The organism is Streptomyces sp. NPDC003379 (assembly GCF_053589195.1).
Genome location: NZ_JBSFRK010000010.1, coordinates 173,037 through 185,446 on the forward strand (window position 1 = coordinate 173,037; position 12,410 = coordinate 185,446).

Annotated in this window: 5 protein-coding genes and 1 other RNA gene; all 6 read right to left on the reverse strand. The window is 64.6% G+C overall.

Features of this window, described 5'->3' with window-relative positions; genetic code table 11:
• Nucleotides 1–621 precede the first annotated feature (621 nt).
• The 6 genes from ACWDVB_RS12220 to rnpB all read right to left on the reverse strand — a co-directional run bounded on the left by ACWDVB_RS12220 (nucleotide 622) and on the right by rnpB (nucleotide 12,392).
• Nucleotides 622–2,811 carry an AIPR family protein gene (locus ACWDVB_RS12220; protein WP_451514573.1) on the reverse strand — a complete coding sequence of 730 codons (2,190 nt, stop codon included), beginning with the start codon at nucleotides 2,809–2,811 and terminating at the stop codon, nucleotides 622–624.
• Between the two features lie 129 nt (nucleotides 2,812–2,940).
• Nucleotides 2,941–4,455 (reverse strand): HsdM family class I SAM-dependent methyltransferase, encoded by a 1,515-nt coding sequence (locus ACWDVB_RS12225; protein ID WP_451514574.1) that lies wholly within the window; start codon nucleotides 4,453–4,455, stop codon nucleotides 2,941–2,943.
• Nucleotides 4,456–4,533: 78 nt separating this feature from the next.
• A complete protein-coding gene (locus ACWDVB_RS12230; protein ID WP_451514575.1) occupies nucleotides 4,534–6,096 on the reverse strand; it encodes an N-6 DNA methylase in 1,563 nt (520 codons plus the stop codon).
• Nucleotides 6,097–6,101: 5 nt separating this feature from the next.
• Entirely contained in the window at nucleotides 6,102–7,583 is a 1,482-nt protein-coding gene (locus ACWDVB_RS12235; RefSeq protein ID WP_451514576.1) for a restriction endonuclease subunit S, read from the reverse strand.
• Nucleotides 7,580–11,266 (reverse strand): DEAD/DEAH box helicase family protein, encoded by a 3,687-nt coding sequence (locus tag ACWDVB_RS12240; protein WP_451514577.1) that lies wholly within the window; start codon nucleotides 11,264–11,266, stop codon nucleotides 7,580–7,582. Before ACWDVB_RS12240 ends, ACWDVB_RS12235 begins: the two co-directional genes overlap by 4 nt.
• Nucleotides 11,267–11,977: 711 nt before the next feature.
• An RNA gene (rnpB, locus tag ACWDVB_RS12245) (RNase P RNA component class A) lies at nucleotides 11,978–12,392 on the reverse strand.
• Nucleotides 12,393–12,410: the final 18 nt, after the last annotated feature.

Consider the following 12,410-nt stretch of genomic DNA (forward strand, 5'->3'; position numbering starts at 1 on the left):
CCCAAACTTGCGGCGGACGATGGATGAGAGTGCCCGGTGCCTCCGCGTCCTCTGAACGCCGGTGCCTGATCTGCCCCACCGGACGGGACCGAATTACCCCGCTAGGCCGATCTCTCTGCGCCCGTGCTCAACTCCACCCGGTCTCGCAGTGGATCCGCCGGGTAATCGAACGGGCCCTGGACGCCGGTGGCTTCGGCCCGAACTGTCAATCCCCGGGCTTCGTGGAGACGTTGGTTATGCGGTCCGGCTCTCCTGAATTGACGCCCAGAGCCTTCCGACGGTCTCCACCAAGGAGCACACCGAGCCTCCTATGGGACCCTTATCATCCAGGCTTTGGGCTTAGCTGACAGAGACTCGACGGTACACCGCGTCGCCCAACGGAGCTCTGCCTCGTCCGTCAGGCCATCGGCGAACAGCACCCCATCCAGCTCGCCGAAGCGGCCGAGCAGACACTTGCGGCCAACCCCTCCGAAACTGACGTGACCGAGTCCGCCGACCTGTACTCAAAGTCCGCAAACATACCCGTATCAGCTTGTGACGTTATGGGCGGTGCCTTATCAGCAGCACCCTCCGTGCGTGCGACTTCCACGCCCTGCCGCAGCGCCAGAGAATACGACCCGATCAGCTTGTCTCTTGCTCGCCCACTCCTTCGCCCTCTGTGTCTTCGAGCAGCCGACGAGCGAGGTCAACGAGGGTGTCTCCGCCCTCAGTCGCCCAACGCGCGGTGCCCTGGTTGGAGACGGGACGCTCCTCCCATTCGGCGAGTTCCCACATGCGGGCGATAAGCCCGGAGGGCGAGTAGCGGTTACCGTCGGCGGCCCACAGAAGCGGCTTGGTGTGATGGTTGACCCACGTGGCTCGTGCACGCAGTTCGTTGGCGGCGAGCCAGGGTTCCAGAGCCCTGCGCTCGGGCTCGATGTAGGTGTGCAGGAACATTGGTGCTCCGTCCTTCAACGCACCCTGACCAACGATGACGTGCACAGCATTGGGACGACGGCGTTTGCGTTCCTTGGTCGGACGATTGCGGTACTTCTCTGGTAGCTCGCTATCGCCGGACGCTCCCGAGTCAAGAGTGTCGAGTACGTCCGTCACCAGTGCACGCACCGACCCGCCATCCGCGCACAGATACTGGATACGGGAGCGCTCGCCGATCGCATCCATGGCCATGACCAGAGCGGGGACCGTATGAGCAAGCAGCTCAGGCACCTGCCGGATAGCGTTCTCCGCCCACGCAAGCGTGGGATCGGGCTCCTCGATGGTCCCATCGGCCTCGTCCGCGTCACGGAGCTGCCGGAATACCAAGTGGGCGATGAGGTATGTTCCGTGCTCGACAGCGGCGGCAGCCCGACCTGAGTAGCTCTTGCGGAGTTCAGCCAGTCCCGCGCGTACGGCACGCAGCACCCTTACCGCGTTCCACAGCAGGAAGACGCTTGGCTGCGGGCGGAAGAGCGCGTCGTACACGCCCTGCCCACCCCGCTCCCACAGAACGTCCAGGTTCGACGCGATGCGGGCCGCGTACTGGCTTCCCGAATGTGCACAGGCAAGGGCACATGCCGCCTCCACCACGGAGCAGCCAGCGTCTTGCATCGGCTCCAGTTCACCACGCCGCACCCCGTATACGAGGCCGAACTCGGCCTCCATCTCCTCGATGAGAGCTGCCTGCACGGGGTCGAGGGCGATGAAGTCCCTGGCCTCCACGCTGTTCTGGCGGTTGGTGGCACGGGTGGCCTGCTTCGCGAACTCTGTCGCCCCACCCGTGACAATGACCCTGATCCCGACGTCCGCCGCATACGCGTCGTTGCCGCCCTTGGCGACGGCATCGGCGATCGAGCGGACAGTCTGGGCGCCGTTGACGACGCTCGCTCCATGGATCTTCAGGTTGAGCGGATACCTCTCCGGCACTCCGATCTGCCGGTGCGTCGCCTCTAGGGACTCGCATAGGACAGTGATCCCGTTGTTGAAGTACCAGAAGTGATTGGGCTCTTCGACGAGCGTGGTGACAAGTTCGTTGTTGATTGAGGTCAGACCAAGCGGGTTACGGATGTTGCGTGCGAAGAGGCCATTGCCCACCTGCGCCCAGGAAGCGACCTGATCCGCTGACACCACGCCCTGATAGGACTCGTACAGGTTGGGGAGCTTGAACCAGGGGCTGAGGTCCGCTTCCAAGTTGATGGGCTGGTCTGTAATGTCGTCGCGCACCAGAGCGTAGATCTCGCGGGCGAGGATCACCTTATGGTCGAGCCGGTCACCGTGGTGGTTGAACTCCCGCTCACCGTTGACCAGAGCCTGGTTCAGCTCCGCCGACAGCGGATCGGTCCCCATGAGCACGATGACTTGCGTAACCGGAACCGGGCCGCTTCCCATCAGCTGCTTCGCCTGCTCCGCGAGGAGCCGCCCGCGCGGGTTGAACTGAGCGAACTGCTCGCTATCGATCAGCCGCAGGCCGGCGAAGAGGCCATGGATCACCGGGAGTTTCGCAGTGGCATTCCCCTTGTTGGACCACTTGCTCTGCACCAGGTAGACGTGCTTGCGATCGTGGTCCACTGCGATCGCGTCGATGCCCTGGTCGGCTCCGCCGTCGATGACGGTAAGAGCGGCATCACTCGGGCTCCAGCCGGTGACGATCCGTACGGCGTGCGCGGCCAGCGCCCGGCTGCGGAAATTGCTGACCCTGCTTTCGTCAGAGTGATTGGCGAAGTCGCTGACATCGATGAGGTCGGCATAGGTCTCATCCAGGGCCCGTGCGACCTGACGGACCTGCGTAGGCACATCCTGACTGGACGGACGAGAGGTGCGGTTCGGTGCGGGCATGCGTGCGAAATCCCCGATCTTCCGTACGACGGCGGGCTCAGTCGACGTGTTGCGACTGTGTGCGGCTGATACGGGCAGAGAACTACCCGGCGATGCGACAGGTTCCCCCTGCCTGGGCCTCACCCCGCTTTACGCGAGGCTCTCCGCCACTGTGCGGAAGCGTTTGCCCGCCTCGTCAAGATGCTCGGCAATAGACAGAGCGATATCTCCTGGGGAGCCAAAGTCGTCGAGAGTTTCGGCGAGGCTGGCCCGCAAGTCAAGGCTGACACCTGGCCTTTGGAGCAGTTCGCTCACGGGATACGAACGGAAACGTGGGGACGAGGTGCGCCCTCGGTGGTCGAGCTCGCCAGGCCGGTACGCGGCGAGGAAGTCCGCGAAATCGGCCTCGGTGAGGGGCCTTCCCGTGTCCGTGTGGTGATTGTCGGTCCGGGCGTCGTACACCCATAGCTCGCGGGTGGCCGGCTCATCGGTCGGCCGGGGCACGGACTTGGTGAAGAAGAGGATGTTCGACTTGGAGTTGGTGCCGTGGAAGATTCCTGTGGGCAGCCGCAGCAGGGTGTGAACGTCACAGTTCTTGAGGAGCGCTTGGCGGACCGTGGCGGCGGCACCGCTACCGAAGAGGACTCCGTCGGGAACGAAAACGGCAGCCCGTGCGCCCTGCGGCAGCGTGATGGCAAGGTGCTGGAGGAAATTGGTTGGCAGGTCGGCCTTCTGCGCCCAGAAGTCGTCGCGCTGGTCGGTGTCCGGGACGATATCGCCGCTCTTGAACGGCGGATTACAGATGGCCACGGTCGCGGCCACGTCCCTGTGGTAGCGGCGGACGGCGACGTCCTTCGCCTTGAGGGAGTCGGCGCGCAGGACGGGCGGCATCTCCGAGAGGACTCGTCCTGTGTTGAGCAGGATGTTCATCGTAGCGAACCGGCACATCTGTGCGTCGATGTCGGCCGCCGCGATGGCAGTCGAGTCGACGTACATGCCGGAGGCAGCCATCTCTCGGTGCGCGGCAATGAGCGTGCTACCGAGACCACCAGCCGCGTCGATCACCCTGTCTTCCCTTGTGACGGCGAGAGCCTTGGCAACGACAGCGAGGAGTGACGGAGGGGTGAGGATCTGCCCGGTCTGCCGCTTGGTGAGGAAGTCCTCACGACAGTCAGCGAGCATGGCGGAGAACGCCTCGCCGAGAGCGCCCGACGGGACATCGGTCCACCGGTAAGGGGCAAATTCCTCGACGATGAGCTGCCTGAGCTCGGACATCCGGTCGATGTTCCAGGGCTGGGCATCGTGGAAGAGGACGCTCGCGGTGGCCCTGCGCGGGTCGGTGGGGTTCGGAGTGCCGAGCTCATCCATCAGGTCTGCGAGGAAGGTATGGAGATCCTCGCCATTGAGGTCGGTGAGCTTGGGCCACGTGCCGACCGGCGCGACGGGCGGCTTGGCAAACCGTCTGGGGCGCTGCGTGTGTTCGTGGTCGAGCTTGAGGAAGAGCAGGTAGGCAATGTGCTCGACGAACTCGAGACGGGTCAGGGCCTTGAAGCTGGGCTTCTCACGATAGAACTTCCATAGGCGCTCCGTGATCCGCCTGCTCGTCCATGCGCCTTCTTGCGGCTCCCCGACCGCTCTCCGACCACTGCCCCGCCCGACCGTCATGCTTCGCCCTGCCTTCCGTCGTGCTCCCGAGCGGGCCTGGGCCTCACGGCTCCGTCGACCCGCTCGGGTGACGGCGGCTTACCGCTCTTGTGCTTCTTCACCTTCGGTGGTGCTGTCGTCCTCGGTCTGCACACCCGTCTTGAGTGCACGGGCCACTGCGGTGAACTGAGCCAGGGCCACCTCCAGTTCGCCCACGATCTCCTGGGCGATCACGTCGGGGGACGCGAAGACCGTGTCGGAGGCCGAGTCGGGCTGAAGGACCGTCAGGTCCAGATTCACCTTGTCGCGAGCGATCAACTCATCGTAATCGAACGCGCGGAACCGTTCACTGGGCTTTCGCGACGAGTAGTCAGAACCACCGGAGTGATAGGCCGCGACGAAGTCGTCGAGGTGCTCGCGGCGCAGCTGACGCTGCTTGAGGGTGAAGCGCTGATCGGTGCGGAAGTCGTAGACCCAGAGTTGGCGGGTGCCGGGGCGGCCCCCGGATCGCTGGCCCGTCTTGTCGAAGAAAAGGACGTTTGCCTTGACTCCGTTGGCGTAGAAGATGCCGGTCGGGAGCCTGAGGAGGGTGTGTACGTCGCACAGGTCGAGGAGGTTGCGGCGGATCGTGGTACCAGCGCCACCCTCGAAGAGGACGTTGTCTGGCAGGACGAGGGCGCCGCGCCCGTTGGTCTTCAGCAGGTTGTAAATGTGCTGGACGAAGTTGAGCTGCTTGTTGGTGGTCGGGGCCCAGAAGTCGGTACGGGCGGTATACGCCTCACCGGTCACTGAGCCGACGCCGAAGGGAGGGTTGGCGAGCACGATGTCGTAGTGCTTGTGGATCGGCTTTGCCAGCGAATCCTGAATGGTGATCAGCGGCTTGGCTTCGGAGGTTCCGATGCCATGCAGCAGCATGTTCATCAGGGCGAGGCGAGCGGTCTCGCGGACCAGCTCGTAGCCTGTGATCGAACCGGTCTGAAGCTTGCGGCCCTCATCGCCATACAGATCGTCCTCGTAGCGGGTGGCGATGTGGGCGTGCGCCGCGATGAGGAAGCCGCCGGTGCCGCAGGCCGGGTCGGTGATTGTCTCGCCGATTTTCGGCTGGACACAGTCGACCATGGCGTCGATGAGCGGTCGGGGGGTGAAGTACTGGCCCGCACCGGTCTTCCGGTCTTCCGCACCACGCTGGAGAAGGCCTTCGTAAGCGTCACCCTTAAGGTCCTGGTTCTCGGTGGTCCAGGTGTGCGGGTCGATCAGATCCTTGATCAGGCGTTCTAGTACGGCCGGCTCATGGATTTTGTTCGACGCCTTGGTAAAGACCTCACCGAGCATGGTGCCGCCGCGCTGGCCGAGGTCCTTGAGGATGAACTCGTAGTGATCGAGCAGCGCTTCGGCGGACTTGGTGGTGAGGCTCGTCCAGTCGCGCCCCTCGGGGACGAGCGGTGCTTCGGGGACATTGCGGCGGAACTTGGCGGGGCGCTTGGCGCGCTCGTCAGCCATCTTCAGGAAGAGGAGGTACGTGAGCTGCTCGACGTAGTCGAGAGTCGAGACCCCGGAATGGCGCAGCAGCTCGCAGTACGACCAGAGACGGTTGACGAGGGCGGAGGTCGGGATCTGCTGGTCAAAGGACTGGATCGGGGTCGCCGACTTGTCAGTACTCATGGTGCTCACTGAGGAAGCTCTTCCTGGCCCGGGGGGGCCGACTTGCGCGGGACACGCTTACGAACGGGCTTGGCGGTAGTCAGGCGCTGGGCGCGGATGCGGTCGAACAGGACCGAGGCAGGCTCGTCATCAGGGTCCTGGGGGACAAGCGCACCGCTAAAAGCTGCATGAAGGAGCGCGCTGCGTAGCTCCGCTGCCTGTGCAAGGGCCCCCTGCGCCAACTGGTGCGCGGCAGCTGCTTCCTCTACGTGCCTCTGAATGACCTTTACGAGCTCTTCCTGCGCTTCTCGCGGCGGGACCGGTACGGGAAGCAGTTTTATCTTGCGCAGACTGATCGACGCCAGGTTGACCGTCTGTTTTCCGTTTCGATCACACCAGCTCTTCCCGAAGCTGTTCGCGTGCCAGGCCAGCAGGAGAGGGTCGAGGACATCGTTTACGATCCTCGCTCGGAACACGTGATTCTGATGAATGCAATCTTCGATCTGCTCTTCCCAGATCCATCCGCGCCCGAGCTTGTCGCGGTCTCCTCCCTCGTTGAGGAGAACATCACCCTTCACGAGCCTCAATGCGTCAGCCTTGACTGCCGGGACGCGAATTTTCTCGATTCGGTCGAGCGCGAGACGACCACGCTGGACATTCGCAACCCTGAGGTAAGGCACCTCAACATAGTTAGGGTCACTCTGCTTCTTGCTGTCCTTGGTCACACCCCCTGCGACTGCGGCGATTTCCCCGAGCCGGGCCCACCTCCACCCCAAGGGGAGATTGGGAAGCGCGCCGTCATCAGCATCCGCTTTTTCCAGCGCAGCAGGGAAAAGTTCGGCGCCATCCAGGCCCCCGCAGGCACCCTGCCCCGTAATCCGGTCTCGGAGGATCTCAGAACTCGCCAGTGCCGTACGCGCTGCCTCTTCGCCAGCCTCTATGTGGGCGAGCTGTTCGCCCAGCTTGGCGATGATTCGGTGCTGTTCAGGGAGGGGTGGGACCAGGATCTCAAGGTTCGCCAGGTAAGGACGCGGGACTCGACGTTGCCCCACCGCGCCAGACATGTGCTGCTCGGCGACACGTCGCACGTTTCGCTGAAGAAGATAATGCATGAGATATTCAGGGAGAACTACTCCCGTACTGCGGAGTACGTGGAACTCAGTGCTTCCCAACGCCCGACCGCCAACCAGGCCTTGCGCCTTGGCGATCTTCCCATTTTCCATACACGGCGTAATCTTCGCGAAAAGAACGTCGTTCTCCTGGAACCTGGTCAGCGATTTCTTCTTAAAGTCGCCGAACCGCACCTGTGTCGAAGCATCCATTCGACCCGATTCTGCCTCAACAAAGGCCATCGGCACCTGGGAAATCAGGTCATCGTCGTCCGGCTCTTCGTCGAACGCTCGCGGATTGACGTCACACAGATCCCCAATTCGCGCCCGGATCCAGCCCTCCGGCAGCTTACCCCCCGGCGCGATCGCCACCGCGTCCCCCGCGCCCGAATCCGTCACGCGCCCAGCTCCTTGTCCAGTTCGTCAATGATTTCTTCCGCCCGATTCGCGCCGAATTCGGCGAGGAATCCGTCCGTTCCGTTGCGTGTCGTGAACGGGGCGTAGTCAAGGTCGGCGGTGTCGAAGCGTACACGCTCGATGGTCGCGCCGACGATGTGGTCGAGCCACCAGCGTTCGCGTGTGCTGAAGCTGACGCCTGACTGTTCCTGGCGGGCGAGCCAGGCCGTATAGCGCTCCCGTACAGCCTCGTCGTGGGGGCGAGGGGCTGGGGCTCCGCGTTCTGCGCCGCCGGCAAGTTCGTAGCGCAGGAGGACGAGTAGGTCGGCGGCGGTGCGCTTGGCCCGCTCGCGTACCAGCGCTTGGCCGAGGTTCTCGTACGCCTTCCAGAGAGTGTCGGGGGTCCAGGAGCGCGGTGGGCGGGCGATGCTGCGGGCCACGTCCTGGAGACGGCGCAGGGCGGCGGCGGGTGGGACGTCGGAGTCGGCGCCGAAGGCGATGGTCAGGGCCGCGATCTCGTCACGGTTATCGTCGATGTACTGCTTCCAATCGCGGACGGTGTCCTGGGCGCTTTCCTCGTCATCGATGGCTGCGCCCGCCCGGACTAGCGCATCGCGGCTGTTCTCGTCGTACAGGATGTCCTTGGCGCGGCGCATCTCAAGGAGCCTGGTACGCAGTGCTGGTGCGGCTGCAAGTGGCTTCAGAGCACGTTCGATGAGGCCGCGGACCGCACGTTCGGGGTCGCGACCGGTGCGTTCGGCGGCCTCGCGGGCCTCCTGCTGGTCATCAGTCGAGACCGCTTTGACCATGCCGTGGACGATGTCCTTCAGCGGTATGCCACCGCTGATTCGCTCAATCTCGGCGCGCTCCTCGCTCGTCATCTGAAGGTCGAGTTTGGCGAGGCGGGCGGCGAGGGTGGAGACCTCTTCCTCCTCGATCGTGTGCGCGGCGGTCTTGCGGAGCAGCTTCTCCAAGCTGATCTGCTTGTCGCTGTGGCGCTCCAGGGGAGCTGCATCCACCTTCGGCTTTCGTGTGACGCCGACCGCGTCAACCATGACGAAGCGGGTCTTGGGGCCGACGCCGGGTGTCACCCGTTCAAAGTCGGTGAGGGAGAGCGTGCGCGCGCCCCGGCCCTTCATCTGCTCGAAGTAGGCCCAGCTCTTGACATCCCGCAGGAAGATCAGACATTCGAGGGGCTTGACGTCCGTGCCGGTGGCGATCATGTCGACAGTGACCGCGATGCGGAGCTGGGGAAGGTTGCGAAAGTCGGCGAGCCGTTCGGCTGGTTTCCGGGCCGCGTGCGTGATCTTGACGCAGAAGTCGTTACCCTTACCGAAGACATCCCGTACGACCTCGACGATTTCTTCGGCGTGGTTGTCGTTCTTCGCGAAAACCAGGGTCTTTGGGACGTACATCTCGTCCCAAAGAAGCACCCCGGTGTCCGGGTCGTGCTTGGCCCGTTCCGGGAAAATCTCCGTGAAGAGCCGGTCCCTGAAGGTCTGGATCACCGTGCGCAGCTGGTCCTTGCTGATGATGCCGACGCCGACCTCCTTCGCCCCATAGTCGATATCCTCGGCGATGTCCTCGTAACGCTCACGGCGGGTGCGACGGTCGCGGACCGGGACCGTGCCCTTGGCGATGACCCCACCCTCGCCTGTTATCCGCGTCTCGATCTCGTACACGGAGAAGTCGACGTTGACTCCATCGGCGACGGCCTCCCGATAGGTGTACTCACTGACCAAGTTGCCGTTGAAGTAGCCGAAGGTCTGGGCGACGGGGGTCGCAGTGAGGCCGACGATCGGGGCATCGAAGTACTCCAGGACCGAGCGCCACTTGCCGTAGATGGAACGGTGGCACTCGTCGACGACGATCAGGTCAAAGGCTTCGGGAGGGATGGTGTCGTTGTAACCGACCTCGATGTCTCCAGGCACGTCGTACGGCAGGTCGGCTTCGTCGCCCTCACCTTCAGGGGCCCCTTCGGGAAGGCGACGGCCGGTGAGCTCCATGTAGAGACGCTGGACGGTGGAGATCACGACCTTCGAGGAAGCGAGCATCCCCTCAGCACCCAGCCGCTGCACGTTGAAGAGGTCTGCGAACTTTCGGTGGGTATCCGGGGTGGTGAAGTTCTCGAACTCCGCGAAGGCCTGTGCGCCCAGGTTGTTGCGGTCGACGAGGAAGAGCACCCGTTCGGCTTTTGCGTACTTGAGCATGCGATAAGAGAACGTGACGGCCGTGTATGTCTTGCCGGCTCCGGTGGCCATCTGGACTAGGGAACGGGACTGCCCCATACCGTGTTGCCCCCTGCCGAGGGCGACGGAGTTTTCCACCCCGTGGACGGCGGTGATCTGAGCCGGTCGCAGCGGGCGCGCGTCAAGCTCGGGCATCCGCAACCGCAGCCGTGCCCGGTAGCTGGGGGCCTGCGGATCCTCGTCGGCTTGGCGCATCCACCGTGCAAGGGTGCGCGGCTGGTGGAAGGAGAAGATCCGGCGGGTGCGGGAGTCCGGGTCGAGGGTGGAGCGGAAGCGGGTCTCGCCACCATCGCTGACGTACCGGAACGGCAGCGGGGTACGCCAGGCAACCAGACGCTGCTGTGCGTCGGTGAGGTGGTCGGCATACCCATTGGCCTGGGTCTCCGCTGCCGAGAGGTCGGCGCCCTCTCTCTTGGCCTCGATGACGCCGACGAGCTTCGCCTCCACATGCAAGGCATAGTCCGCCCGGCCACGTGCAGTGGTCACCTCGCGTACGGCGACTCCGCTCCCGCGCCGGTCGCCCAGGACATGGAGGTTGAGGCCCGATGCGGCATCCTGGACGTCCCAGCCAGCCTGCGTCAGCATCTCGTCAAGCCTGGAGCGGACCTGGGCCTCAGTGAGAGGCTCCCGGGAGGCCTGCTCTGCGTTGTCAAGGAGGCGAGCGCGCTCTGCGACTGCGGCGGAGGCAGCGGCCGCGCTGGTGGCATCGGCACGATGCCGATGAGCACGCTCCTGACCGGCCGCCGTCTCCAGGTCCGCCAACTTGGCCTGCATCGCGGCTACCTGACGCGCCAGCTCCTCACGCTCGGTCTGGGCCTGCGCGAGCTCGCGCTCGGCCGCGGTGCGAGCAGTTTGCTCGACCTGGGTCTGGGACGCCTGGTCCTTGTAGCTGACCCGAGCTTCCTCTAGCGCCTTGCGGGCAGCGGCGACCTCGTCAGCCAGACGGGCGTTCCGAGCGACTGGCGTTCGGTCCGGACTCGGCGGTACAAAGGTGAGCTGTTCACGGGAACCAGTGAGCAGACGGTGATACCAGGCGCCGAGACGGAAACAGGTACGCAAGGCGCGGAAAGCATCTTCGGCGCTGTCGTGACCCTTGTGATTGGCGTCATTGCCGAGTGCACGCACCTCGTGGAAGGCCTTGCCGACGTCGCCGTGGAGATAGCCCTCCCGGTCCAGGGCCCTGAGCCGGTCGAACTGGGTACTTCCTTCGGCCCGGACCCGGCCGCGACTCACCAAGTCCTCCGCGAGGGCTTCTCCGAACTGCCTCGACTTGATCAATGAGGTGTTGGGATCGTCGAAGACGTGGCTCTCGGCAGCGGCCCCGTAGGCGACGAGGAGCGGAAGGTCGGACAGAAGGAATCCAAAGTTCCTGGAATGCTGAGCGAGCCGTACCAGCCTGGGGTCCGCCGTGGAACCGCCTGCATCGCCTGCGCTCATGTGGCCCTTCCGCCTTCTCCAAGCAGTCCGCGCCCGCTCATCAGGCCTCGGATGTGATCACGCCTCTCACCAGACGCGTGCGTCATCTCAATCGACCCTAACGGGGCAGGTCCGCACACCGCCAAGGTTTCCGGCGACGCCTGGCGGGCACTGAGCCCGGCCCTTTCCCTCCCCGCCCGTCGAGCCGCAGTGACCGACCCACATCAGCCAGAGTGGAACAGCAGACCACATCACCTCGGGTGCCAGGCCTTTGCCGTGCGCGGTGGCATCAAGAGCAACTCGCCCGCACGCCCCGCCTCATGCGGTCGAGGCTCTCCGACAACACCTTCGAACTGGGCTACGTCTTCGGCACGACAGCACCCAGCGCCCATTCCACCGCAGCCCCGTAGGTGGGCATCGGGACCATCCGCTCCCGTCCCTCCACCGTCCCCGTGGCCCGAATCCGCAGGCCAACTGCTGCGCACACTCCTATAGCCCGCTCAGGACTCGAACTTGCGGTCAAGCCATCCATCGTTTGAGCCAACCCTAATGCGGTGTAGCCCGCCCGCCCCATCGACCGGATCGCGCCCGCAGCACACCGCCCCGCGTACACCAGGCGTGCACAATCGCGCGGGAACCCCCAGGAAACCGCAGCGCAGGTAGAAGCGGGAAGCGCCCCTACACGAAATGTGGCCCTGACCAAGGGAAACCCACTGGCCAGGGCCACAATGACAGACGAGTCGGGCTGTACGCCGGGTTCTGTACCGCGGGTCCTCGCGGACGTCGCGGTGACGGCCATCCATCTAGGGCCAGCATTGCTGCCGGCCTCGTGCGGTCTACCCGCGGACTCGGGCGGGCAGCCCTCGATCGTCCGCGCAGAGGCGCCCCGTATCCATGCGGGCGTCTCCTTTTGACCTTGCTCCGGGTGGGGTTTACCTAGCCGCCTGAGTCACCTCAGGCGCTGGTGGTCTCTTACACCACCGTTTCACCCTTACCGAGGGCCGAAGTCCCCGGCGGTCTGTTTTCTGTGGCACTGTCCCGCGGGTCACCCCGGGTGGCCGTTAGCCATCACCCTGCCCTGTGGAGCCCGGACGTTCCTCGGGAAGGTCCCCCGAAGGGGTCTTCACGCGGCCGTCCGCCCGGCTCGTCTGCCGTGCCGACCATG